This window comes from Streptomyces sp. NPDC104309, from assembly GCF_055584025.1.
In genome coordinates this window covers 14070-39003 of record NZ_JBVJMV010000035.1, presented here as the reverse complement: position 1 = coordinate 39003, position 24934 = coordinate 14070, and the positions used below count along the sequence as shown (strand labels likewise).

At 69.9% G+C, this 24934-nt stretch carries 18 protein-coding genes, 1 tRNA gene and 3 pseudogenes; 10 read left to right on the top strand and 12 right to left on the bottom strand.

The window, feature by feature from the left end:
* Positions 1-46 precede the first annotated feature (46 nt).
* The 5 genes from ACZ68L_RS34880 to ACZ68L_RS34860 form a co-directional block, all read right to left on the bottom strand.
* Positions 47-1957: a DUF2264 domain-containing protein gene (locus tag ACZ68L_RS34880; RefSeq protein ID WP_469585389.1), complete on the bottom strand. Its 1911-nt coding sequence runs from the start codon at positions 1955-1957 to the stop codon at positions 47-49.
* A gap of 36 nt (positions 1958-1993) precedes the next feature.
* A complete protein-coding gene (locus ACZ68L_RS34875; protein ID WP_469585387.1) occupies positions 1994-4426 on the bottom strand; it encodes a polysaccharide lyase 8 family protein in 2433 nt (810 codons plus the stop codon).
* A gap of 22 nt (positions 4427-4448) precedes the next feature.
* Positions 4449-5843: a M60 family metallopeptidase gene (locus tag ACZ68L_RS34870; protein ID WP_469585384.1), complete on the bottom strand. Its 1395-nt coding sequence runs from the start codon at positions 5841-5843 to the stop codon at positions 4449-4451.
* 158 nt (positions 5844-6001) lie between these two features.
* The gene (locus tag ACZ68L_RS34865) at positions 6002-7096 is read right to left on the bottom strand and encodes a LacI family DNA-binding transcriptional regulator (RefSeq protein WP_469585505.1); all 1095 of its coding nucleotides are present in this window, start codon (positions 7094-7096) and stop codon (positions 6002-6004) included.
* Positions 7097-7158: 62 nt separating this feature from the next.
* A complete protein-coding gene (locus ACZ68L_RS34860) occupies positions 7159-8145 on the bottom strand; it encodes a hydroxyacid dehydrogenase (RefSeq protein ID WP_469585381.1) in 987 nt (328 codons plus the stop codon).
* 339 nt (positions 8146-8484) lie between these two features.
* On the opposite strand from ACZ68L_RS34860, the gene ACZ68L_RS34855 reads away from it, so the two are divergent.
* The 5 genes from ACZ68L_RS34855 (at position 8485) to ACZ68L_RS34835 (ending at position 15842) form a co-directional block, all read left to right on the top strand.
* Complete coding sequence (locus ACZ68L_RS34855; RefSeq protein ID WP_469585378.1) at positions 8485-9498, top strand: ABC transporter permease; 1014 nt, start codon at positions 8485-8487, stop codon at positions 9496-9498.
* Between the two features lie 82 nt (positions 9499-9580).
* Positions 9581-10441: a carbohydrate ABC transporter permease gene (locus ACZ68L_RS34850; RefSeq protein WP_469585502.1), complete on the top strand. Its 861-nt coding sequence runs from the start codon at positions 9581-9583 to the stop codon at positions 10439-10441.
* Positions 10442-10492: 51 nt separating this feature from the next.
* Complete coding sequence (locus tag ACZ68L_RS34845) at positions 10493-12166, top strand: extracellular solute-binding protein (protein WP_469585374.1); 1674 nt, start codon at positions 10493-10495, stop codon at positions 12164-12166.
* Positions 12163-13629: a M1 family metallopeptidase gene (locus tag ACZ68L_RS34840; RefSeq protein ID WP_469585370.1), complete on the top strand. Its 1467-nt coding sequence runs from the start codon at positions 12163-12165 to the stop codon at positions 13627-13629. The genes ACZ68L_RS34845 and ACZ68L_RS34840 overlap by 4 nt, the downstream gene beginning before the upstream one ends.
* Complete coding sequence (locus ACZ68L_RS34835) at positions 13626-15842, top strand: right-handed parallel beta-helix repeat-containing protein (protein WP_469585367.1); 2217 nt, start codon at positions 13626-13628, stop codon at positions 15840-15842. The genes ACZ68L_RS34840 and ACZ68L_RS34835 overlap by 4 nt, the downstream gene beginning before the upstream one ends.
* Before the next feature lie 47 nt (positions 15843-15889).
* Here the strand turns inward: ACZ68L_RS34835 and ACZ68L_RS34830 are convergent, their stop codons facing one another.
* The 3 genes from ACZ68L_RS34830 to ACZ68L_RS34820 form a co-directional block, all read right to left on the bottom strand.
* Positions 15890-16012, bottom strand: coding sequence for a hypothetical protein (locus ACZ68L_RS34830; RefSeq protein ID WP_469585365.1), 123 nt, complete (start codon positions 16010-16012; stop codon positions 15890-15892).
* Positions 16013-16134: 122 nt separating this feature from the next.
* On the bottom strand, positions 16135-17037 hold the full coding sequence (locus ACZ68L_RS34825) for a transketolase family protein (protein ID WP_469585362.1): 903 nt from the start codon (positions 17035-17037) through the stop codon (positions 16135-16137).
* A gap of 58 nt (positions 17038-17095) precedes the next feature.
* Complete coding sequence (locus ACZ68L_RS34820) at positions 17096-17797, bottom strand: transketolase (RefSeq protein ID WP_469585360.1); 702 nt, start codon at positions 17795-17797, stop codon at positions 17096-17098.
* Positions 17798-17924: 127 nt separating this feature from the next.
* Here ACZ68L_RS34820 and ACZ68L_RS34815 point away from each other — a divergent pair.
* Positions 17925-17998: transfer RNA gene (locus ACZ68L_RS34815), tRNA-Pro, on the top strand.
* Positions 17999-18097: 99 nt separating this feature from the next.
* Here the strand turns inward: ACZ68L_RS34815 and ACZ68L_RS34810 are convergent.
* A pseudogene (locus tag ACZ68L_RS34810) lies at positions 18098-18517 on the bottom strand (site-specific integrase); the annotation flags it as partial.
* Positions 18518-19077: 560 nt separating this feature from the next.
* Between ACZ68L_RS34810 and ACZ68L_RS34805 the strand changes: the two are divergent.
* On the top strand, positions 19078-20904 hold the full coding sequence (locus ACZ68L_RS34805) for a protein kinase domain-containing protein (RefSeq protein ID WP_469585357.1): 1827 nt from the start codon (positions 19078-19080) through the stop codon (positions 20902-20904).
* A gap of 45 nt (positions 20905-20949) precedes the next feature.
* On the opposite strand, the gene ACZ68L_RS34800 is transcribed toward ACZ68L_RS34805, so the two are convergent.
* Positions 20950-21372 carry a helix-turn-helix domain-containing protein gene (locus ACZ68L_RS34800; RefSeq protein WP_469585499.1) on the bottom strand — a complete coding sequence of 141 codons (423 nt, stop codon included), beginning with the start codon at positions 21370-21372 and terminating at the stop codon, positions 20950-20952.
* Positions 21373-21650: 278 nt separating this feature from the next.
* Here ACZ68L_RS34800 and ACZ68L_RS34795 point away from each other — a divergent pair.
* Together ACZ68L_RS34795 and ACZ68L_RS34790 are read left to right on the top strand one after the other, a co-directional pair.
* Positions 21651-22009 (top strand): annotated as a pseudogene (locus tag ACZ68L_RS34795) (transposase); the annotation flags it as partial.
* Positions 22009-22668, top strand: a complete 660-nt coding sequence (locus ACZ68L_RS34790; protein WP_469585356.1) for a hypothetical protein — start codon at positions 22009-22011, stop codon at positions 22666-22668. The pseudogene ACZ68L_RS34795 and the gene ACZ68L_RS34790, both read left to right, overlap by 1 nt.
* A 69-nt stretch (positions 22669-22737) precedes the next feature.
* Here the strand turns inward: ACZ68L_RS34790 and ACZ68L_RS34785 are convergent.
* Positions 22738-23181 (bottom strand): annotated as a pseudogene (locus ACZ68L_RS34785) (transposase family protein); the annotation flags it as partial.
* A 54-nt stretch (positions 23182-23235) separates the two neighbouring features.
* Here ACZ68L_RS34785 and ACZ68L_RS34780 point away from each other — a divergent pair.
* Positions 23236-23811, top strand: coding sequence for a GNAT family N-acetyltransferase (locus tag ACZ68L_RS34780; protein WP_469585353.1), 576 nt, complete (start codon positions 23236-23238; stop codon positions 23809-23811).
* Between the two features lie 497 nt (positions 23812-24308).
* Here ACZ68L_RS34780 and ACZ68L_RS34775 read toward each other — a convergent pair whose 3' ends face one another.
* Positions 24309-24809 carry a molybdopterin-dependent oxidoreductase gene (locus ACZ68L_RS34775; protein WP_469585350.1) on the bottom strand — a complete coding sequence of 167 codons (501 nt, stop codon included), beginning with the start codon at positions 24807-24809 and terminating at the stop codon, positions 24309-24311.
* Between the last annotated feature and the right edge of the window lie 125 nt (positions 24810-24934).

Below are 24934 nucleotides of genomic sequence, written 5' to 3'. Positions count from 1 at the left end.
GGGCCTCAGGAGGCGATGGACCTCAGGACCCGACCGGCCCCGGCCATCAGACTTCGACCGTCGTCCCGTCCAGGAAGGTCAGCACCACCGAGTCCGCACCCGTCCGCACCCGCACCGAGTCGCGCAGCGCCTCAGGATGCACGGCGTCCCGGGAGAGCGCGACCAGCGACACATGGATGCGCCGCCCGCCCGGATGCGGCCGGCTGCGCAGATACGGGATCGCGGAGCGCGGTCCGTACGCGTTGGACTGGACATCACGCGCCACGCCGGCTCCCTCGTTACCACCGTCCCAGCCGTGCAGCGCGACCAGGGCGCTGCTCAGGCCGTCGGCCGTACGGGCGAGCGCCCAGTCGGGACCGGACACGGCGAACGGGCTCTCCTCATGAGCGACCGCGTGGCCGCCCTCCCGCACCACCGCTCCCTCGGGCGCCTCGACCCGGTGCACCCGGATCTCCCATGCGCCGTGCAGCACACTCGTCGTCTCGATCCGGTACGACCGGTCGTCACCGGGCAGCCGGGCCGCGTACCAGGAGGCGGCGACGCGGTCCTCGCAGCGCAGCGGATGGATACGGCGGCGGGACGACGGGGTGCCGTCCGGGGCCACGAGCGCCAGATGGCCGTCGACGGAGCGCGCCACGGCGTGGGGGGCGGCTTCGGGCGCCGTCGCGGTCGAGTAGGCGAGCTTCGCGTAGTGCGGATCGTGGGTGCCCTCGGACGGATCGTCCGTCTCGTCGTACGGAGGATTGTGGTCGCTGCCGTGGTTGATCAGCCGCACGATGCCGTCGTCGCGGGTGCCGTGCAGCAGCCAGCCGGGGGCGGGCAGCGCGGTGTACTGGTCAGACTCTTCGATGGGCAGGGGGAGTTCGCGGGCCGTCCACACCGGATGGTCCGCCGGGAGCAGCAGCCCGAGGAAGCCCTTGCTCGCCCAGTACGGCGAGGCGGGGCCGGAGTACGGCTGGGTGCTCGGCAGGAACGTGTCGTACCAGCCGAGCGACAGCAGCCCCCGCTCGTCCGGCACACCGCGCTCCGCGAAGTGCCGCATCGTGCCCGAGGCGAGCCGGCGCGTGAGCCCCGGCGCCAGCGGGGTGCAGTCGGCGAGCGCCCCCATCCACACCGGTGCGAGCGCGGCGAACCGGTACGTGAGCGACCGGCCCTGGTGGACCGGCGCACCGTCCGATCCGAAGAAGTGCGGGTAGTCCTCCAGGAAGCGGCTGAGCCGCTGCCGGTAGACCTCGCTCCGGCCGCCGTCGTCCGGGCCCGCGATTCGCGACCACAGCAGCGGGTACAGATGCATGGCCCAGCCGATGTAGTAGTCGAAATTGCGGCCGTCCCCGTCGGTGTACCAGCCGTCACCGACGTACCAGTCCTCGATCCTGTCCAGGTTGTTCTCGATGTCCGAGCGGCTGTACGGGGCGCCGACCGAGGCGAGGAACTGCTCGGACACCACCTGGAAGAGCCGCCAGTTGTTGTCCCAGGTGCGTCCGCCGACGAACCCGGAGAACCAGTCGACGACCCGCTCCTGCACCCGGGCGTCCAGCCGGTCCCAGATCCACGGCCGGGTCTCGTGCAGTGCGACCGCGACCGACGCCGCCTCCACCATCTGCTGCGCACAGTCCGTCAGCCGCGGCCACGACTCGCCGCTCCCGGGATCCGTGCCCGCGGCCAGTCCCGCCGTGTACCGCTCGATCAGCGCGGGGTCGACCGCCCCGCCCGCGCCCGCGATCCGGCAGGCGGCGAGCAGGAACGACCGGGCGAACCCTTCCAGCCCGTCGCACACGACACCCGACCAGCTGTTCCTGCCGGGCAGTCGGTACTGCGCGAAGCCGGGTGTCGCGTACGGCACCAGCGCGTCCAGCATCCGGTCGGCCGTCACCTCCCAGTGGGCCCGGGTCCAGCCGGTGCGTGACGACAGGAGCCGGTCGGGCGGCGGCAGTTGCAGATGCGGTGCGACGGACATGGTGGTGCTGCTCCTCAAAACGGGTGCGGAGGGTGGTCACTGGATGAGTTCGGCCCGGTGGGTGTGGCCGCGCGAGCCGCCTACGGCGACGGTGAGAACAGGCCTGCGGCCCGGGACGAGGCTCACCGTGTCATCGGCGTCCACCACGGACCGGACACGGAACGGCAGCTCGACCGAGAGCGTGGTGAGCGTCCGGCCCGGGTCGGCGACCGCGACGGACAGGCGCGTGCCCCGGCGCCGCACGAGCACCGAAGCCGGGCCGGAGGCCGTGATCCCGGCCGCGGTTCCCGCGCCCCAGAAATTCACCGCCGTCAGCCCTTCCCGGCGTACCTCGACGGCCTGCGCGGTGGTGTTGTTCGCGACTGTCCGTACCGGTCGGGAGTGCGACCAGACCGAGGTCGCCGCCGCCGATGCGCCGGGCAGCAGCACATAGGCGTACCGGGCGTCGGTGGGGGAGAGGCCGTGGTCGACCCAGAGCGTCAGATAGCGCCGGGTGACGGGATCGGTGCCGCCGCCCGTGTCCGCTCCGGTATTGATGGCCCGCCAGGTGCCGGTGCGCTGCTCACGCAGGGCGCGCAGGGCGGTCCCCTCGGGGAAGACGTAGCCGCCGACGCCCTCGACATGCGCCCACCGGGCGCGGTCGAAGTCCTGGGTCCAGCCCTGCTCGACGGGGTGCCGGACACCGTCGACCAGCAGCCGGTGCCGGCCGTCCGTGCCGAGGTTGCGGTTCTCGACGATCGTCTCCACCGTCCGGCCGTCGCTCGCGGTGATGCCCGTGCCGAGCGCGATCACCGCGTTGTCCAGCAGGAACCAGGACTTCTTGGTCCTCAGGGTGGTGTCCTGGGCGCCGATCACCTCCATCGCGGCGGCCCCGTACCGGCCGTCCAGCACGGCCCCGCCCGCGACGGCGTTCGCCGGACGGTAGGTGGACGTACCGGCGCCCGTGCCGAGATCGGACCGCTGCCGGGTGTCGACGGTGGTGCCGGGGAGCCGGTACGGATCGACGGTGGGCCAGAAGCCGTCGTTGAACTGCCCCAGGTCGTCGCCGTCGTACAGATACGTCATGCCGTCGCCGGTGTACCAGCCGTGCAGATTCTCGCCGTTGCCCGCCTCGTACGCCGAGATCCGCTTCGACGACAGCGAGAGCGTGCAGGCCCATCCGGGGCGGCGGTGCACGACGCGGTCCATGTCGGCGAAGACGAAGTGACCCGTCGTGCGCGGCTCGGCCTTGACCGTACGGTCGTTCAGAACGGCTTTGGCCAGGGCGAGTTGGGGCAGCGTCGCCAGGGCCGTGAAGGGCGTCGTGCGGTTGCGGGTCAGCCAGCCCTTGACCAGCGCCCGCCAGCGGCCCGCGTACGTGGCGGGGGCGCCGGACGCGAGGAGCAGGATCGCGGCGAGGGCCGTCGCACCGTCGCGGTGGTCACCGGCGCGTTCCCGGGAGATCGCCCGGCCGCGCACCGAGTCCATCATCAGTCCGTCGAAGATCACCGGGGCGAAGGTCCGCTCGACGGCCTCGTACATCACCGACACGTCCGGGTCGGCGACCGCCCACGCGGAGCCCGCGAGGAGCGCCAGCAGATAGGCGGTGCCATTGAGCAGCACGATGCCATAGGAACCGGTGTAGGCGACCACGTCGTGCTGGACGAACGAACCGTCCTCGTAGAAGCCGTCGCCCGAACTCGTGTAACGGAACAGGCTGTTGCGCCCGGAGTCGCGCACGTCGGAGAGCGCGTCACGGGCGGAGACGAGCTTGCCGGCGTCCTGCCCCAGCAGCCCGCGCAGCGCCACGATGACGGCCTTGTCGGTGCGGTTGGCGCCGGTCTCGGCGAGGGTGGGGGAGTTGGTACGGCGGTCCGCGTCCGGGCAGAAGCGGTCGACGACCGCCAGATAGTCCGCCAGATCGGCTGCGGGAAGCTGCTCGCGGAGGAGGACGGAGCAGTCCATCAGGGCGCGCGGTGCACCGATCTCCCAGAACCACCAGTTGCCGGTCTCGCGCTTGGCCGGGTTGTACGCGATGTCGTAGGTGAAGCGCAGTGCGGCGACGAGGGCGTCCGCCACCTCCGCGCTCCCGGCGAGAGAAGTGCCCTCGGTGGCCCAGGCGGTGGCGACGGTGCGCAGCCGGGTGTAGCTCTGCCCGAAGTTTCCCGGGTCGGTGAGCGGGGCGAGGTCGGACCAGAGCGCGGTCCGTCCGGCACCGCGGTCGAGGGTGTTCCAGAGCCCCTCGGCCGTGCCGTCCAGGGCCGCGAGCGCTGCTGTGAAGTCGCTGTCGGACGGGTCGAACCCGCCGCCGGTGAGCAGCGTCTCGGCCCGCTGGAGGAGGGCGTCGAAGTCCGCTGACGCCGTCGCCTTGTCGGGCGCGGCCGCGACGGGCCGTGCCTGCGCGGCGCCCGCCGACGTCATGAGCGTCGTCCCGGCTGTGACGGCCGTGGCGGTGCCCGCCGCGAGAAGAGTCCTTCTGCTGAGGTTCACGGTGGTTCCTTTCTCGCCTCGGTCAGTCGGCCAGCGTGGACGGATCGACGGGGGGCTTCGGCAGGTTCAGCGCGGCCAGTTCCGCCCTGCCGGTGCCGTCGATCGGGAACGCCCAGGTGTTCACGAAGAAGTCCGTGAGGTCGTAACCGGCGACGCGGCTGGAGTACGTGGCGAGGGCCCGGTAGCGCTTGTCGTTCTCCGTGTACTGGGACTGCGGGTTCTCCTCGCGCACCAGCTTGTGCAGCCGGGGCCAGAAGTCGTCGCCGAAGGCCAGTTCCAGCTGGCGCAGCGGGACGAGTTTCTCGTAGGCACCGAACGACTTCTCGTAACTCAACCCGGCCGTACCGAACTTGCGCTGTGCGGACTGGAAGTAGGTGAGTCCCGTCGTCGCGTCGACCGTGAGGAGGTTGGACGGCTGCTTCAGGGTGCGCTGTGCGGCCAGCGAGTAGATGTTGACCGTGACCTCGGTCAGACCGCCGGGCTTGTAGGCGAACTGCTGGTGCAGGTGGCCGAGTTCGTGGTAGAGGCCCCAGCCGCGGGTGCGCAGTCCCTCCACCGTCGTGGCCCGGTCGAGATAGGCCCGCGGGAAGCCGTTGTAGCCGTGGGTGGCGTAGGCGCCGACACCGGCCGGCACCTTGCTGACCTCGGTGAAGTGGTACGGCCCCGCCTTGCGGCGGTGCACCGGCTTCGAACCGTCGAGACCGCTGATCCGGGCGTGCGAGTCGATGATCGTCTCGACCAGCCCGAGCAGGGCGGCATGGTCCTCGTCACGGTACAGCAGCGCGCCTTCACGGGTGAGCGTCATGATCGTGTGCGGGGCATGGAGTTCGACGTACGGCGACGCGGTGAGCGTGTCCAGCTGCCGCTGGTAGTCGGCCTCCGAGGTGCGCCCCAGGGTGAAGACCGGCATGAGGGTGGCACCGGAGCGGACCAGCACACCGGCGCGCTCACCACGGCCCGTCAGAGTGAGGTAGACCGGGCCGCCGTGCGGGTCCGTCACGGTATTGGCGCCCGCGGTCAGCGGGTAGCTCCGGGGCTCGGTGATCTCGCCGTAGTGGTCCCAGGCACCGATCCACAGGGTGGGCAGCAGGCCGTCGTACGGTTGGACGGTGAGGGAGAGCGGGGTACCGGGCGGGACGTACAGACCGGTGGGCTGGAACTCCGAGCCGCGCAGAGCCTGTCCGAGCCGCAGCCGCTCGGCCTCGGCGGCCGGCCGCGCCGTCAGCGTCAGCCGGACCGGACGGCCCGCGCCCGGACCGGAGGGGGCGCCGGCCGTCGCGGCTCGGGCCGTGCCCGCGCCCAGGGCGATTGCCGCGCCGGCTCCGGCCGCGGCGGCGAGAACGCAACGCCGGCCGACAGGGGTGGCGGAGGAGGAAGGGGCGGTGGAGGAGCCGACGGGGTCTGTGGGCATACGCATGCGGAACTCTCCCTGTGGAAACGAATGAGGAGGCGGAGGCGTGCGGAACGGGTGCTGCTCGGCGTCAGCATGTAAGCGGTTGCTATCGAGGGGCAAGAGGAGTCAGGAAGTTACTGTGATTTTCTATGGCCAACTGTGGACAGGGGGGCAGTAACCGGTCACATCCGGGGGGAGCGTCCGGGCCGTGGCGCAACGGAGTCTCGTACCACGATGTGGGTCCCGAGCCGCAGCGCGCCCGTGGTCGGCTCGCGCCAGTCGTCCTCGTCCCCGCCGGTGACGGCGAGCCGTACCGCCTGACGCCCCATCTCCTCCAGCGGAATGTGGACGGTGGTCAGCCGCGGCCGCAGCTCCTGAGCCACCGGGATGTCGTCGTACCCCACCAGGGACACGTCCTTCGGCACCCGGACCCCGGCCTCCTCCAGAGCCTGCGCCGCGCCCGCCGCCACCATGTCGTTGGCGGCGAAGACCGCGGTGAAGTCCGGCCCGTCCCGCAGCAGTTCCGCCATCCGTCGGTACCCGAAGCCGCGGCTGAAGGCGCCGGGCTGGACGAGCTCGGGGTCCATGGCGACACCGCGCAGTTCCAGGGCCCGCCGGTGCCCGGCCAGCCGGTCGCGGGTGGTGGAGAGCTTGGGCGGTCCGCCGAGGTAGAGGATCCGCTCGTGCCCCTGCATCAGCAGATGGTCGGTGATGGCGAAGGCGCCGCCCTCGTTGTCGTACTCGACCGCGACGATCGGGGCCTGCTCGCCCAGCGGCGACCTGCCGCACAGCACGAGCTTCGATCCACCCGCGTCCAGCTCGCGTGCCCTGCGGGCCAGCTCGGTGGTGTAGCCGCGGTCCGCGAGGGATCCGCCGACCACGACCACGGCGTCCGCCCTGCGCTCGTGCATCAGATCGATGAAGGCCAGCTCGCGCTGCGGGTCGCCCTGGGTGCAGCAGACCAGACAGAGTCGTCCGCCGAGCGCCGCCTCCCGCTCCACACCGCGGGCGATGTACGCGTAGAACGGGTCGATGACCTCGTTGACGATGATGCCGACGGTGCGGTTGGAGACGCCGGCCAGCGCACGCGCGTGGGCGTTGACGACATAGCCGAGTTCGCGCATGGCGCTCTCGACGCGCTCCCGAGTCGCTTCGGCGACCGGGTAGTTGCGGTTCAGTACGCGGGAGACCGTGGCCGTCGAGACGCCCGCGCGCCGCGCGACATCGGTGACCGTCGCGCGCCGTTGTCCGTCCGCGGCTGTGCTCTGCCGGCGCATCCGGCCCACCCCCTGGTGACTGTTGTGTGACGCCGAGCCTAGAGCCTGCGCCGGGACGGAGCTCATGCGATCCTCCCCAGGTCGGCCCGGTGCACCGGGTGGTCGAACGGTGTGCCCCCCGCGTACCGCGCCAGCTCGTCGACGGCAAGTGCCCCGAGCCGCCCTACCTCGTTGCCCTGGGCGCCCGCCAGATGAGGGGTGAGGAGGACATTGGGCAGGTCCCACAGGGGGTGGCCCTCCGGCAGCGGTTCGGGCGACGTCACATCGAGGACCGCGTCCAGACGCCCGCTGACCAGGTGGCCGGTCAGCGCCTCGGTGTCCACCAGAGGGCCGCGCGCCGTGTTGACGAGCAGGGTGCCGGGCCGCATCAGGCCGATCCGCCTGGCGTCGATGATGCCGCGGGTCTCGGGGGTGTCGGGGGCATGGACGGTGACCACGTCGCTGGTCGCCACCAGGGTGTCCAGGTCGGTCGCGGTGACACCGAGCCGCTCCGCCTCGGCCCGGCTGACGTACGGGTCGTACAGCAGCACGTCCGCGTCGAGGACCCGGAGCAGCTCGATGACCCGGCGGCCGATCCGGGACGCCCCTACCACGCCGATGGTCAGGCCGTGCGTGCCGAGCCAGTGCTGGCGGTCGAGGTCGGCGCCGGTGCGGTGGGTACGCCGGGTGCGGAAGAGTCCGGCCAGCGGAAAGACGCGCTTGGCGCCCATGATGATCGCCGCCAGGGTGAACTCCGCGACCGGTACGGCATTGGCGGCGGCGGCCGAGGAGACGACGATCCCTCGGTCGAACGCGGCCGGGGACAGAAACGTTTTCACCGTGCCGGCGGCGTGGATCACGGCACGCAGCGCGGGCGCCCGGTCCAGCAGCGCGGCGTCGACGGGCGGGCAGCCCCAGCCGGTGAGCAGGACCTCGGCGACACCCAGCGCCGCCGAGGCGTCCGGGGAGTCGAACTCGCTGATGACGGAGGGGGCGAGCAGGTCGGCGGTCTCCTCCAGACGGGCTCGTACCGGTGGCGGAAAGACGTCGTCGAGCAGCCCGGGACTCATGACCAGGACGGTGCGCGGTCGTCGTGGGCGCGCTGCCGCGGCATCGCTACCGGAATGAGCCGGTGCCTCTTCGGTGGTTCGCACCCTGCCTCCGGATAGTAATCGCGTTCTATGGAATGACCGGCACGCTAGGGAGCCTGATGGTCGACCGTCAAGCTCATGGCCAGCCCAACTGTCCAGTTCAGCAGCATTTTTGTTGATTCGCTGGACGGGAATCGCTGGCTGGGTCATCGCGTCTCGACGACTTTCGACCGGATCTCTTGACGCTTGGGTTAACCGCTTACTACCTTGCGGCCCCAGAAGGCTCACCATGCGCCACCCAGCCGAACAGGACGCACCATGGCTGAAACAGCACCCCCGTTGCCGCGGGAGAAACGGCGACAGAAGGCCGAAACACCGTCCCCGCCCGCTGCCCAGGCCGTCGTCGCACAGCGCCGGCTGACGCTCTGGCAGCGGATCAAGCGGGATCGGGTGATGCTGCTGCTCACCCTGCCCGGCCTGCTGTACTTCGTGGTCTTCCACTACGTGCCGCTGCTCGGCTATGTGGTGGCGTTCCAGGACTACCAGCCGTACCTCGGATACATGCACAGCGTCTGGGTGGGGTTCGCCAACTTCTCCGCGGCGTTCGGTGAGCCGGCCTTCTGGTCCGCGACGTTCAACACCCTGGAGATCGCCCTTGTCCAGCTGGTGTTCTTCTTCCCGATCCCGATCGCCCTGGCCCTGCTGCTCAACAGCATCGCCAGCGACCGTGTCAGGCGCTTCGTGCAGAGCGTCGTCTACCTGCCGCACTTCATCGGCTGGGTCATCATCGTCTCGATCTTCCAGCAGATCCTGGGGGGCGCCGGACTCCTGCCCGACGTACTCGGCGGACTGGGGCTGCCGCGCTACGACATGATGAGCGATCCCGACGCCTTCCCGTGGCTGCTCACCCTTCAAGTGGCCTGGAAGGACGCCGGCTGGGGCACGATCATCATCCTTGCCGCGCTGCTGAACATCGACAAGCAGCAGTACGAGGCGGCCGCGATCGACGGCGCGGGTCCGCGGCGCCGCCTGTGGCACGTGACCCTGCCCGGCATCGCCCCCGTACTCATCCTGCTGCTGATCCTCAACCTCGGGCAGATCCTCTCCGTCGGCTTCGAGCAGATCCTGCTCCAGCGCGACGCGGTCGGCCCGGACGCCGGTGAGGTCCTGGACACCTACGTCTATTACCACGGGATCAAGGACAACGACTGGGGCGTCGCCGCCGCCGTCGGACTCGTCAAGGCGGTCATCGGCACCGCACTCGTCCTGGGCGCCAACAAATTCGCCCACCGACTCGGCCACGAAGGGGTGTACCGCGGTGCTGACCGCTGAGAAGACGCGCGCCACAACGAAATCCACCGGACCGGCGCCCCGGCCCGCCACCGTCCGCGCGTCCGACGGCCGGCCGCCGTGGATGGAACGGCCGACCCGCATCGGGCAGATCGCCAAGGCGGTCGCCGTCGTGGTGGTCGTCCTCGCCGTCGCCTATCCGCTGGTCGGTGTCATCGGCACGAGCTTCGCCTCGCAGACCGACATCATCAGGAGCTCCGGTCTCGTCCTGTGGCCGGACCACCCCACCCTGGACGCCTACCGCACCATCTTCACCGGCGGAGTCGTCACCCGCGCGCTGATCGTCTCCGTAGGCATCACCGTCCTCGGCACCCTCGCGAGCCTGCTCGTCACCGTCGGCATGGCGTACGGACTGTCCCGCCGCGATGTCACGGGCTCCCGCTTCATCCTGATGACGGCCCTGTTCACGATGCTCTTCAACGCGGGCATCATCCCGAACTTCCTGCTGGTCAAGGGCCTCGGCCTGTACGACACCTACGCGGCCCTCGTCATGCCCACCCTGGTCAGCGCCTTCAACCTGGTCGTCCTGCGGTCCTTCTTCATGAACCTGCCGGAAGAGCTGTACGACGCCGCGAAGGTCGACGGGGCCGGAGACTTCCGCATCCTGGTGCGGATCGTCCTGCCGCTGTCCAAGGCCGTCCTCGCCGTGATCAGCCTCTTCTACGCGGTGACGTACTGGAACGCCTTCTTCAACGCGCTCCTGTACCTCAACGACTCCGACAAATGGCCGCTGCCCATGGTGCTGCGCACCTATGTCCTGCAGGGCCAGAGCCTGAACGCCGCCTCGGCCGGCGAGGCCCTCGCCCCGCAGCAGGCCGTACAGATGGCGGTCCTGGTGATCGCCGTCGTACCGATTCTCTGTGTCTACCCGTTCCTCCAGCGCTACTTCACCAAGGGCGTGCTCACAGGAGCCGTCAAGGGCTGAGCGCAGCCACCGCCCCCCACTCCTTCCTTCCCCTCTCCCAAGGAGATTCAGGTGTCGAGCTCCACCCCCATCAACCGCAGAGCGCTGTTCCGCATGGGCGCGGGCGTCGGTCTCTCACTGGCTGCCGCCCCGCTGCTGGCCGCCTGCGGCGACGGCGGAACGACCGCGAAGGCGGAGGCCAAGAGCGCCTCACTGCTTCCGGACACCGCGGTCCGCAACATCGGCCTCAAGCCCGACCTCGCGGGCACCGCCGCCGGTGTTCCGCAGGGCTTCTTCAGCTATCCGGCCAAGCCGCTGCGGGCCACGAAGAGCACGCCGCTCAAGGGCGCCGAGCCGATCAGCGCGACGATGGAGACCTTCTCCCCGCCGCCGCCCGCCCGTGGCAAGAACGCCGCCTGGCAGGAGATCGAGAAGCTCCTCGGCGGGCAGGTGAACATCACCGCCGTCCCTGCCGACGACTACGGCACCAAGTTCTCCACCATGCTCGCCAGCGACAGCCTGCCCGACCTCTTCATGTACCCCGAGATCGGAGGCGTCGACAACAAGGCCGCCTTCCTCCAGGCCAAGTGCGCCGACCTGACCCCGTACCTCGCCGGGGACAAGATCAAGGACTACCCGAACCTGGCCGCGATCCCGAAGGGCGCCTGGCAGGCAGCCATCTTCGGCGGGAAGCTGTACGGCATCCCGATCGCCCGCACCGGTACCGGCGGAGCCGGCTTCTACCGCCATGACCTGTTCGAAGAGGTCGGCATCACGAGCCTCGACCAGATCACCGACCTGGCGAAGTTCGTCGAGGTCTGCAAGGAACTGACCCGGCCCAAGAAGGACCAGTACGCGATCATCGCGGGCGCCACCAACGTACTCGCCATGTCGGCGGGCGCGCCCTACTTCTGGCGCCTGGACGAGAAGACCGGCAGGTTCATCACCGACCTGGAGACCCCGGAGTACCGCAATGCGGTGGAGACCGCGCGTGAGCTCTACAAGGCGGGCTGCTTCTATCCGGGCACGCTCCAGATGACCGGGGCACAGAAAGCCCAGTACACGGACATGTTCAAGAACGGCAAGGGCGCCTACGTCTACGACGGCATGCCCACCTACCTGGCCCCCGGTGTCGGCTACATCGCCGCGATGAAGGCGATCGACACGAACTACGACCCGCGCCCGTTCGTCCCGGTCGGCAAGGACGCCATCGCCTGGATGGACAACGTCGAGCTCCAGAACACCCACATCAAGAAGGCGTCCGGAGACCGGGTGAAGCAGATCCTCGCGCTGGCCGACTTCGCCGCCTCGCCGTTCGGCAGCGAGGAGTACACGCTCATCAACTACGGCGTCGAGGGCAAGGACTTCACCCGTGACACCAAGGGCAACCCGGCCCTCACCAAGCAGGGCACCCAGGATGTCACCGTGCCGTGGAAGTTCATGGCCTCCGCCGTCCCCGCCATCTTCAGCGCCGACTCGGAGCAGGGCGTCCGCCACGTCCACGACGCCTTCACCAGGATGATTCCGATCATGGAGCAGGACCCGACGCTCCGGTACTCCTCGCCCACCTGGGACTCGAAGGGCTCCGGCAGCCTCTACACGTTCAAGCAGGACGCGCTGAAGGACATCATCTCGGGCCGCAAGCCCATGTCCGCCTACGACCAGCTCGTGAAGGACTACCTGGCCAAGGGCGGCGAGCAGGCCCGCGGTGAGTTCGAGGACGCCTTCCAGAAGGGGAAGAAGTGACGACGCGACGCTCGGCCCTCAGACTCGGCGGCGCGGCGGTGGCCGCAGCCGTCGCGATACCCGCCCTGGGCTCGCCGGCCTCCGCGCGGTCGCACGGCTTCGACCCGAAGCCGGGCTCCGACGGCGTCGGCGACCCGCTCTTCCCGACCCTCGGCAACGGCGGCTACCAGGTCGTCCACTACGACCTGACCTTCGACTTCACCCCGGTGACCTACGACTTCACCGCGACCGTGAAGATCGACGCCAAGGCCACCCAGGACCTCTCCGCGTTCAACCTGGACACCGACGGCCACACCATCGACTCCGTCACCGTCGCGGGCAGCCCCGCCACCTGGGAGCTCTCGCCCGGCCAGAGCGGCCAGGAGCTCACCATCACCCCTGCCCGACCGCTCCACAACGAGCAGGCGTTCACCGTCGAGGTCCGCTACCGGGGCAACGGCAAGGCGCCCCGACTCGGCCTGACCGGCTGGAAGTTCGGCACCGACGGCGGCTTCGCCTCCGCCGCCCAGTCCTCCCGCGCCGACACCTTCCTGCCCTGCAACGACACCCCGTCCGACAAGGCGACGTGGACCTTCCACATCAGCGCCCCGCAGGGCTATGTCGCCGCCGCCAACGGCGAGCTGCTGCACAGGACCCCGCGCGCCGACGGCTCCACCGTCTGGCACTTCGCCCTGCGCGAGCGCATGGCGACCGAACTCATCGGCATCGCCGTCGTCAAGGGCACCTATCTCTACGGCACCAGCCACCGAGGACTGCCCCTGCGGCACATCGTCCCGCAGGGACAGGAGGACACGTACGGTCCGATCGTCGCCCGTACCACGGACCATCTGGCCTGGCTGGAGGCGAAGTTCGGCCGCTACCCGTTCTCCGTCTACGGCGTCCACATCTACGACGGCTACACCGACGCCCTGGAGAACCAGACCCTCTCCCTGTTCTCCACCAACTGGTTCAAGCCCAACGCCAACGGCCAGCCGGGCTACGAGACCACCATGGTCCATGAACTGGTCCACCAGTGGTTCGGCGACTCCGTGACCCCGAACGACTGGCAGCAGGCCTGGCTCAACGAGGGCCCCGCCGTCTACTACGCCGGCCTGTACGGAGAGGAGCGCGGCTGGTCGGTCTTCGAGGACAAGATGAAGGCCACCTACGCGAAGCTCGACGCCATCCGCGCCACCGACGGCCCGCCCGGACTCCCCAAGGCGCTCGGCGGCACCAACATCTACGACGGCGGCGCACTCGTCCTGTACGCCCTCAGCCTCAGGATCGGGCAGCGGAAGTTCGACAAGGTCATGCGGGAGTGGGTGAAGCGCTTCAAGGACTCCACCTACACCAGCGAAGCCTTCATCCGGCACACCGTCGACGTCACCGGCGACACGTCCCTCGACCCGTTCCTGCGCGACTGGCTCTTCGGAGCCGTGAACCCGCCCATGCCCGGCCACCCCGACTGGAAGGCCTCCGCGTGAACCGCCGCCCTCTGAACGTCGTACGGACAACCGCCGCTGCCGCCACCGCGGCCGTCCTGGCCGCACTCCTCTCCGCCCCGGCCGCCCTGGCCGCACCCGGGGTCCGCACTCTCTACGCGGCCCCGGACGGACACGGCAGCTCCTGTACGGCCGCCCGCCCCTGCACCCCCGAAGGCGCCCGGGACGAGGCCCGCACCGAGACCGGGCGCGACGTCCGCGTACTCCTGAAGAACGGTACGTACAAGCGCGGCGCACCCCTGAAGCTCGGCGTCGCCGACTCCGGGAAGGACGGACACACCGTCACCTGGACCGCGGCGCCCGGCGCCCGCCCGGTCCTCTCCGGCGGGCAGGACATCACCGGCTGGCGGCAGAACACCGACGGCACCTGGACCGCCGACGTCCCGGCGGGCGTCACTCCCCGCCAGCTCTTCATCGACGGCCGGCGCGCGACCCGCGCCCGGGGCGATGCCTGCGCGGCGAGCACCTGTGACGCCACCAGGACCGGTATGACCGGTGCCACCGCCACCGGGATCGACCGGTGGCAGCGCCCCACCGACGCCGAGGCCGTCATCCGGGTCCGCTGGCGCAACTACCATTGCCGGATCACGGGCGTCAGCGGCGACGTCATGACCTTCGCCCAGCCCTGCTGGACCAACTCGGCGAGCGGCACGAACCGCACCGGACCCGCCTGGGACTCCACCACGGTCGACTCCACCCGCTACAGCGGCGTCGCCTTCTTCGAGAACGCCCGCGAACTCCTCGATGAGCCGGGCGAGTTCGTGTGGAACTCGCAGGGCCGCACCGTCACGTACCTGCCGCGCAAGGGCGAGAACATGCGTCGCGCGCAGGCCGTCACACCGCGCACCGAGCAGCTGCTCGTCGTCGACGGTGCCCACGACATCACCGTCAGCGGGATCGGCTTCGCGTACGCGGCGTACCGCCGGCCGGACACCGACGAGGGCTACGCGGGCATGCAGGCCGGTCTCACCCTGACCGGAGCCACCGGCCCCGTCGACCACGCGGGCCGCTTCTACACCAAGCCGTCCGCCGCGGTCACCGTGCGCGGCGGACAGCGCGTCAGCATCGACAACACCCGGTTCAGCCGCCTCGGCGGGGCGGGCGCGATCCTCGAAGGGGGCACCAAGGACAGCTCCCTGACCCGCTCGTCCTTCACCGACCTGTCCTCCGGCGCGGTGTACGTGGGCGACACCGAGCCGATGCCCGGGGCGGCGCTCGCGGGGGAGCGGAACACCGTCGCGTACAACACCATCAGCCGCACCGGCGTCGAGTACACCGACTCGGTGGGGATCTGGGCCGGCTACGAGGCCCAGCTGACCGTCGACCACAACAGCCTGGACCACCTCCCGTACTCCGGGATCTCGGTCGGCTGGGGCTGGAACCAGCCCGAGGCCCAGAAGTCCGTGCTGCGCGACAACAAGGTGACCGACAACCGGATCACCGACGTCATGGAGGTCGCACAGGCGCAGCACGACGGCGGCGCGATCTACACACAGGGCGCCCAGCCGGGCACGGTCGTCTCCGGCAACTACATCAACCGCTCCGCCTTCGGCAACACCGAGCGTGACGGCAACGGCATCTACCTCGACGAACAGTCCTCGCACATCGTCGTCGAGCGGAACGTCATCACCCGCATCGGCTACAAGTGGGTCTCCAACTGGGCCGACTACGGCATCCAGAACACCGCGCGGGGCAACTGGACCGACACCGCCGCGCCGGCTCTCGGAGGCAAGGGATCGGTCATGACGGACAACCTGACCGGTCTGGACCGACTCCCGGCCGGAGCCCTCGCCGTCGCCGCGCGAGCGGGTGCCCACGGCGGCGCCGTCGAGCAACTGAGGACCGACCTGGCCCGTACCGGCACCGCGACCCAGTCCTCCACCGAGGGCACGGCCGAGGCGGCGCTCGCCCTGGACGCCGACACCAACACCGACACCCGCACGCTGTCGGAGGCGGGCGCCTGGTGGCAGGCCGACCTGGGCCGCGAACGGCACATCCGTCAGATCGAGATCTGGAACAACTCCTCGTCCACGACGGCCGACTTCGATGTCGTCACGGACGACGGGACGGTCCACGTCAGCGGGAAGGCACTGCGCCCGACCGTTCTGAATCTGGACAGCCGGACCCGCACGGTGCGGATCGTGACCTCCGGCACGGGCCGCGTGGCACTCTCCCAGGTGCTCGTCCACCCGTAACGGCCCTCTCTCCGTCGCCGGACACCTGCGCATCCGGGCGCCGCCGGTCACCCGACCGGCGGCGTGCCGGTGCTCTCCCGCACCACCACCTCGCCGGCCACCCGTACCACCCGGACCCGCCGCCCCGCGGATTGCTCCCGCGGCGTCGGCGCGATCACGTCCTCGCCCATCGCGGTCAGCGGCAGCGATGTCGTCGAAGCCGGCGAGGGGCTGCGGGAACAGGCCTGCGGGGACCGGAGGATGTCTCGGGTCGGAGCCGAACGGTGGCCACTGGCCCGGGGCCCCGGCCCGGTCACCGGCGGAGGAACGCGCCGATGCGTTCCCGGAGACCCCGCGGATCCAGACCGTGGGCGGCGAGGTGCTCGTCCATCTGCCCGTATTTGCGCAGCTCGGCCCGCCCCACCCCGAGGCCCAGCACGCGGTGGGGCAGCTCCGCGAGCGCGTCATTGGCGGCGGCGGTGGACGTACCCGCCAGATACGGCTCGACGATCACCACATCGGCGACCCCGCGGTCACCGGCCGCGCGGCGCAGCCCCGCCCCGTCGAACGGGCGGACCGTCGTCGCGTACAGCACGGACACATCGAGGCCCTCGGTCGCCGCGAGGACGTTGTCGAGCATCGGCCCGACCGCGATCACCACCCCGCCCGTCCCTTCGCGCACCGTGAGGAACCCGGCCGCCGCGCCGACCGGACGAGCCCGGTCGTTGGACTGCAGCGACAGCCGCACATACACCCGGCCGTCCCCGGCCGCGGCCTGTCGCAGCAGTGCCTCGGCCTCGTCGGGGTGGCCCGGCACCTGAATGGTCCAGCCGTCGAGGGTGTCCAGGAGGGCGACATCGCCCGGTGCCATGTGGGTGAAGCCGCCGGCCGGCCAGTCGTAGGAAGCTCCGGCGCTCACCAGCACGCCGCCCACTCCCTGGTGGCCGAAGTCCAGCTTGAGCTGCTCGAACGGCCGCTCCACGAGAAAACTGGCGAAGGTGTGCACGATCGGTCGCAGGCCGGTCAGGGCGATCCCGGCCCCCGCGCCGACCAGCAGCTGTTCCCTGATGCCCACATTGACGACCCGGTCCGGATGAGCCCGCTCGGCCCCTTCGAAACCGTCCCGGCTGATCTCGGCCAGTACCAGCGCGAGACGGGGGTCCTCGTCCAGCAGCTGCGTTGTGGTCGAGATGAAGCGGTCACGCATCGTGTCCATGTGAAGTGTCCCTCTCCGAATTCGTCGGTACCGCGTCTTCGGTTCCGGCCCGACGCGTTCAGTTCTTGGCGGCGACCCGCGCGACGACGGCCCGCGGCCGTCCGGGGTGGGCGGCCGTGAAAGCCGCGTGGAGCGCCTCGTGGTCCCGGCCGTCGACGGACTCGACCGACCAGCCGGCGGCCTCGAACCGGGCCGCGATCCCGCCGGGACGGCCGTAGGACGCCGACGCGTTGTCGATCACCACGGTGTGCAGTTGTTCCAGCCCGGCCGGGCCCGCGTAGGCGAGCGCCTCGTGATTGCTGCCCTCGTCCAGTTCGGCATCCCCGATCAGCACCCACACCCGCGGATCGGTCAGCCCCTGCGCCCGCAGGCCGAGCACGCTCCCCACGGCCAGTGGGAGCCCGTGCCCCAGCGACCCGCTGCCGATCTCGATCCCCGGCACCAGCGTGCGGTCCGGATGGTGCCCGAGCGGCGAGTCGTACGAACCGAAGCCCGACAGGAGCTCCTCGCCGAAGAAGCCGTGCGCGGCCAGGACCGCGTAGTACGCCATCGGCCCGTGCCCCTTGGACAGCAGGAAGCGGTCGCGGTCGGGTGCGTCGACGGTGCCGGGCGTCACCCGCAGTACCCGGTCGTAGAGCACCCAGAGGGCGTCCAGGGTGGAGGTCGCGGCGGGGCCGTGTTTCTCGTCCCCCGTCATCAGGCTCATCAGCCGGTTCATGTCGCCGTAGTCGGCCGTCGCTGCGGCAGTCGTCTTCGTCATGGGTCCAGCGTGAAACATCAAGCTTGGTTGAGGTCAAGCCGGGAAAGCGGTTCGTGACCACCCGCCCGAGTGCGGTACTGTTCTCATGCGCGTTCGGCCAGGGGGAAACCCCAGGTCAGGCGGGCATCGGGACGTGGCGCAGCTTGGTAGCGCACTTGACTGGGGGTCAAGGGGTCGCAGGTTCAAATCCTGTCGTCCCGACTCGTAAGAGTCGCAGGTCAGGGCCGGTTTCGGAGAGATCCGAAACCGGCCCTTGATCATTCTCGGGGACCAGCTGGGGACCAGTGTCTTTGACCGGCATCAGCGGGTGACCACGATCGGGCTCGGCAGGGACCGCGGGGTGCGCAGCATGCTGAGGTGCGCGGAGAGTGCTGCCCCGGCGGACGTGATCTTGTGTACGTCCGGGTGAAGGTAGTGCTGGGTGGTGGCCGGCGATCCTGCGTAGGACGTGCACTTGAACTCCGGCGTCGGCAGGCCAGGTCAGCCCTGGGTGCCGGAGTTCATGGCGGCGCAGGTGCTCGTGGCCGAGCTTGGTGACCACGTCGTCCCAGTGGGTCGCGTCGCGCAGGACCGTGGTGGAGACGCGTCCGCCGTGCGGGCCGCTGATCGGGCGGGCTTCGGGGTCGGGGCCGGCGGACAGGACGCGCTGGACGACGAGGGACGGATCTCCTCGACGATGGGGACCTTGCGGGCTCGCTTGCCCTTGGTGCCCTTGTCGGAGTCACTCGGGCGACGAGGAAGGGGGCCTCATTGCGCCATCCGTGAGGGGGATGGACTGTGACGGAGGTCCATGATCGGCAACGAGATGGAGCGCCACCCCTGTCGGGTGACATCCGCCGTGCCGCGGCGGCGGACTTTCCGGAATTGGGTGAATGCCTCGCGGCCCGGGGCTTGGCGAAGCCGACGACGAGAGTAGTCGGCACACTCAGCACCGCGGCGCCTGAGGCGGTCGGCGCGGGTATCACTTCGAGCTGCGTCGTCGGCATTGTGGAACGCCTTGTGCTTTCCGCACCAGCAGTCCCGATGTCGGCGCCGCTCATCCCTGGGCTTGCCCCATCTGGGCTGCTGAGCTGGTTGGTCGAAGTCAATTACTGATCATTTGGGGCGCCAAGGCGCCGACCTGAGGGGCGAAAGGATCAGTACTGCACTTCGCTGATGCCGCTCGGAATCGTGCCGCTCGTACAACGCGTCCCTCAAGTTCATCGGGTACATCGACAACGTCTATTCTCATTCGAGTTACGCCGTTTGCCAGGCGGGAAGAGCGGGGGAATCGCACCATCATGAGCGGTACGAACGGGCACGGACGCGACGAGCGGGACGACGGCGTCGACGGGGCTGTCAAGCCGCTCGCGGTGAGCGACCCCGCGCGCATCGGGCCGTATCTGCTGCTCGGGCGACTTGGTGCCGGTGGCATGGGGAGGGTGTTCCTCGCGCGGTCGGACAGCGGGCGGACCGTAGCCGTGAAGGTGGTGCACGAAGAACACGTGTCCGATGAGCAGTTCAGGGCGCGGTTCCGGCGGGAGATCGAGGCGGCGCGAAGGGTCGGTGAGCGGTACACGGCGCCGGTGCTCGACGCGGGTCCGGGCGACGAACCGCCGTGGGTCGCCACGGGGTACGTTCCCGGGCTTTCGCTTGAGCAAGTCGTAAGGCTGTACGGGCCGTTGCCGGCCGCGTCTCTGTACGCCCTCGCCGACGGGTTGTTGAACGCACTCAAGGACATTCACGGTGCCGGGATCGTGCACCGCGACCTGAAGCCGTCCAACGTGATGCTCACCGTGGACGGCACGAAGGTCATCGACTTCGGGATCGCGCGGGCGCTGGAGACGTCCGTCGAGTCCTTGTTGACCAGCACGGGGATGGCCATCGGCTCTCCCGGGTTCATGTCGCCGGAGCAGGTGCTCGGGCAGCGCGTGGGCGTCAAGAGCGACGTGTTCACCCTCGGGTGCGTGCTGACCTATGCGGCGACCGGGCAGCTGCCGTTCGGGCAGCGGGCAAGCAATCAGCACGCGGTGATGTTCCAGATCGTGGAGGGCGAGCCCGACCTGACGCGTGTCGAGGACGGCGCGCTGAGGGCGCTCATCGCCCGGTGTCTGACGAAGGATGTCGACCAACGGCCGGACGTCGAAGAGCTGTTGGAGGACACCGAGCGGCCGCGTCCCCGCGTTGCGCGCGGCGCCTGGCTGCCTGCCGACGTCGTCGCTCGCCTCGCGCAGCAGTCCGCACGGCTGCTCGACGCCGAGGCGGCGCCGCTGTGGGAGGAGCCCGTGGACCTGGCGACCGTCGGGCTGCGGCCGAAGGGTGGGCCTTCCGAAGTCGTCCCGGCGGACAACGACACCTCGACGCGACGGCGGGAGGACGAACGGCGGATCAGCCGACGCCGCAGGCTCATCGTTCTGCCCATCGTTGCCGTCATCACCGTCGGCGGCGGCACGGTCGTCCTGCTCCAGCCCTTCGGGGGCGACGGCGGGGACGGAACGCACGCCCAGTCACCGGGCAGCAGCGCGAGTGCCACTCCTCGTGGCAGCAACGCACCGAGCAGCCCCAGCAGTTCACCTTCCAAGGGAGGAAAAGAGAAGGGCGGGGGCGACGGCAAGGGCAAGGAAGGCGAGAAGGGGCAGGACGACGCGGGGCGGCCGGATGTGCCGAAGGCCAAGGAGGGCGGCGGCAGTTCACCCGATGGTGACAGCGGGACCGGCAGCGGCGGCACCCGTACCAGCGGCGGGTCCGGCTCTACGGGGTCGTCCGGCTCTTCAGGTTCGGACGGCGGAGGTTCGTCGGGCTCCGGCGGCTCGTCCTCCGGCTCGCGGCCGCCCGCTCTGAAGAGCTACAAGGCCGCGTACACCAACTCGTGTGTTGGCGCGTGCGACATGCCGATCAAGGTGAGCTGGTCGGTGATCTCCCGAGCGACCAGGTACGACATCCACTACACCAACACGGGCAGCAACTTCACCAAGAAGAAGGTCGACACCACCTACTCCACCGGCAGCACCAGCTACACGATCAAGGGGCCGTACTCCGGTGACGAGATCTGCGTCACGGTGCGCGCGGCCAACGAGCACGGCGCCTCTGCCTGGGCGGAGACCTTGTGCGACACGGTGCCCTACTGACGCCGGCGAGTTCAAGCGGTCAGTGCGTCACCGCTGTTCAGGCGGTCAGCGTAGACCTCTGCCGGAGTGCGGTAGCCAGGGGTCTTGCGCGGCCGATGGTTGAGCTCGTGGGCGATGGCGTCCAGGTCGGCCTGGCTGAACGTCGGAGGTCCGCGCCCTTGGGCAGGTACCGCCGCAGCAGCCGGTTGGGTGAGCCTGGCCTGCTTGGGCCGGCGCCCACGCGCGTCGGCGGCTGTATCGGCAGGCGTGGGCCCGGCAGCGGTCCCGGCCGCCGTTGCGGGCGATCTCACGGGAGACGGTCGACGCCGATCTGCGCAGCCGCCTGGCCGACTGCCGGGCAGATTCTCCGACGGCGATGCCGCGGGATGTCTCTTCGCGCTCGCCGCAGGTCGGATGCCGCTCTGATCGCTGCTGCGGGGCCAGGCGGACGCCGCCGCTCCGGCGCAGGAACCGGCGGACGTGGTGCACCGGTGCCCCGAGCGCCCGCCCGATCAAGCTGAACGACTGCCCCTCGCGCCGGCGGCTCCAGATCTCATCCTGCTGAGCTGACGAAAACCCGTAGTCCCGCACCTGTGCCTCCACGATCACCTGATCATCCGTGGCTGGTGCGTTGATCACTTGAGGGTGTCCTGGTTTGCCGACAGCGCAGTGGGTCGGCAGCAGGCAGGGCAGTGGGGATGGTTGGGGTGACCGCTCGTCGTCCGTGTCCGCCGGCCCCCGGGCCGCTGAAGGAGTGCGCCGCGCACTTCGGTGACCTGCTCGTCCGGGCCCGCGTCCAGTCGGCGGCCCGATCGTGCTGGTCGGGAACAACGCCCGTATTCACCTGACGGCCCCGTCGCGGGAGTTCATCGCCGCGAACGCCGACTGGCTCGCCGTCTTCCAACTGCCCTCGTACGCACCGGACCTGAACCCGCAGGAAGGCATCTGGTCGAGGGTCAGCGACATCATCAACCTTGCCGCAGCCGACCTGAGCCAGATCATCAAGGCCGTGAAGCGCAGGCTCAAGCAGATCCAGTACCGTCCTGACCTGGTCGACGGCTGCCTCGCCGGAACCGGCCTGGTCATGGACGGCTGCGGCATCACGAATGCAAGGTCAGTAGTGTGATGAGTATGTCCAACGGCATCGCCTGGATAGGCGCACACAGCACCGCAGGAAAGTCCTACGCCCTGCCCGGGATGCTCGGCGGTATATCTCTGACCTGCGTCCGAGGCCTGGATGCGGACGAGTTCCTCATCAACCTGGGCGCCGACCTGGACGAACTGGCCGAACGCATCCCGTACAAGGAACTCACCGCGCCGGTGGGCGGGCCCCCGCTCGGCACCAACCGCGTCATGTACGGGACGTACGGGGAGTGGACGTACGTGCTGGAGGACTGGGGTATGGCGACGTGGTCCACCGGCTACCGCGAGGTGGAGTCCATGTGGCCCAGCCCCGGTGAGGAGATCGTCTGCGTGACGATGAACTGGTTGAGCCCACCACAGCGGATCCTCCATGCGCCGGGCGATGAGCGCATCTGGCAGGCCGAATTCGGAGAGGACACCGGAGAGGCCTCCGCACTGGACGCGGCACTCCACGCGGCGGGCGCGGTGTTCCCGGCCATCGGGGACGTGGGTGAAGCCGCCGTGGTGGCGTACTACGAGGAGCACGGGCCCCGGCTGCCCGTATCGGTGTTCACTGCCGTCGGCAACTACTGCGGCCTGTCCATCGACCAGGAAGCCGTTCAGGCCGGCGACCTTCCCGCGCTCCTGATCCCCATGGTGTGACGACCAACAGGACCGGCCCCCACCCCGTACGTACGGGGTGGGAGCCGGTCCTGTTTGCGGCGGGGTGTGGGACTCGTAGCACGCCCCGTTGTCAGTCAGGACGCGCTCGACGGTGATCCCGCGCAAGGCGAAGAAGGTCTGCGCGCGGGCCCGGAGGGCGGTCGCGGTCTCCTTTTTCTCCTCGCTGTGAATCTCGCTGCGGGCGAGGCGGGAGTGGTCGTCGACGGCGGTGTGGACGTAGCTGGAGCCGGTCCCGGAGCGGGTCCTGCGGAACGCCTGTCGGCCCAACGCTCCGTGGTCGCCGCCGTCGGGAATGTTGCCGAGCTTCTCGATGTCGACGTGGACGAGTCCGCCCGTCCGGTCGCCTTCGTAGCGGCCTATGGGCCGGCCGGTGGCCCCGTTCAGGTGCGTGAGGCGGGCCAGGCCGAAGCGGGTCAGCACGTGGTGCACGGTGGAGGGGGTGGGACCGGGCAGGTGCGTGATGCGGGCCGGTCCGCAACCGCGCAGGGAGCGTGGGCCAGCAGCGGTGCTCGGCCGGGCGATGGGCGGCTGGGTAGGCTTCCCGTCATGAATACGGCCATAACCAGCAGCAGCGCCACTGAGCCGGTCATCCTGGACGCGATGGAGCTGACGTCCGATCCCGATCGCGCAGTGAGGTTCGCGGAGTCGGCACACCAGATCCTGGCGGACCTGGTCCGCGGGGGTGCCGCGCTCGGCTGGGTCGAACCACCCCCACGCCGTGAGGTGGTGGAACTCTTCGGCCACGTCATCAATGCGGTGCAGGCCGGGGACGGAGCCCTGCGCGCCGCTTACGTCGACCGGCGGCTGGTCGGGCTGGGGTACTGGCTGCGCCACCCCCGACCGACCCACCGGCCGCACGCCGATCTGGAGAAGATCGCGGTGGATGCCGCTGCCCATGGGCGTGGCGTCGGTCGGGCGCTGACCGCTGCCTTGATCGCTGACGCCCGGCGGGCGGGCATCGAGGTCCTCACCCTGGATGCCCGCGGCGACAACGGCAATGCCCTGCACCTCTACCGGTCGCTGGGCTTCACCGAATACGGTCGCCTGCCCGACTTCGTCGCCGTCGGCGAACGCCGCTATGACAAGGTCTTCTACATGTTGGACTTCCGCCGACAAGGCTGACATCGCGCATGTGGGCATGGAGATGGCGCACTATCCTGCGGCAGTGCAGGGGACGGAACCAGCAGGGCTGCGTTGCCGGCCTTCCGGTTGCAGGCGATCCGGTACGTGGCGATGACCGGTGCCCCCACCCGGTGACCGTGTCCAGGTCGGTTCGTCGCAGTAGGTCCGGGTGAAGGCCGCTGTCGTTTTCTGCCGTCGACCGGACGCGGTGCTCCGAGCCGGCCTGGGTGCCGGCGCAGCGAACCGGGCGACCGGTGGGGAACCACATGGTGTGCGCGATACCGAACGGCCCGGGCGGGGACTCACCACTCGTGCCCGATCCACATCACTCCCACTCCTTGGGGTCGAGGAGTCACAGATTCACATCCTGTCGTCCCGACTCGAAGGAGTCGTGGATCGAGGGACACGACCGGGTCCACGTCGGTCCAGCGGCTCGCGGGGTCGCGGCTGACGCCCGGCAGGCGTGCGGCCTGGACGAAGGGCGGTGTCCGGGCGTCTCAGTCCTTTCGCGAGGGATCGTCGGGCATGGGGCAGGCGCCGATCCAGATGGTCGTGACGGCGCTGACGTATCGGGCGCCGCAGCGGTCGGACGGGACGACGAGCTGGGTGCCGGCCGTGTCGAGGTCCTCGTCGTCCATGCATGTCGCAAGGAGCATGGGGGCGTTGCCGAAGTCGGCGTCGATCTCCGCCCAGGACAGGACGGTGTGGTGGCCGTCGCCACCGCTCACGGCGAGCAGGAAGCGGGAGCGCTCCTTACGCCGGACCGGGTCGAACTGCGGACGCGTCCGGCTCACGACCTCGCGCAGCAGCGGTCCTTCGAAGGTGTGACGCTGCGGTCCGGCGGTCGCGCAGTCGAAGACGACATCGGCACGGTGCTGAGTCCAGCCCTGCCGCAGGTCGGCGACGGTCAGTGTCGTCGGAAGGGCTACCTCTCCCCAGAGTGCGAAGGTGCCGTTCCGGGCGGTGGTCGAATGCGGTGCAGTGCTGAGCCGGCTCATCGTCAATCCCCTTCGGGCGGTCGGTGTCGCGACTGCGCCCAGTGATACCCGACCGCCCGGGGCGGGAACCGTGATTGCCACCCAAATCATGCTGTTCCGCGTGCGATTGTGAGCTTGCTACGAGT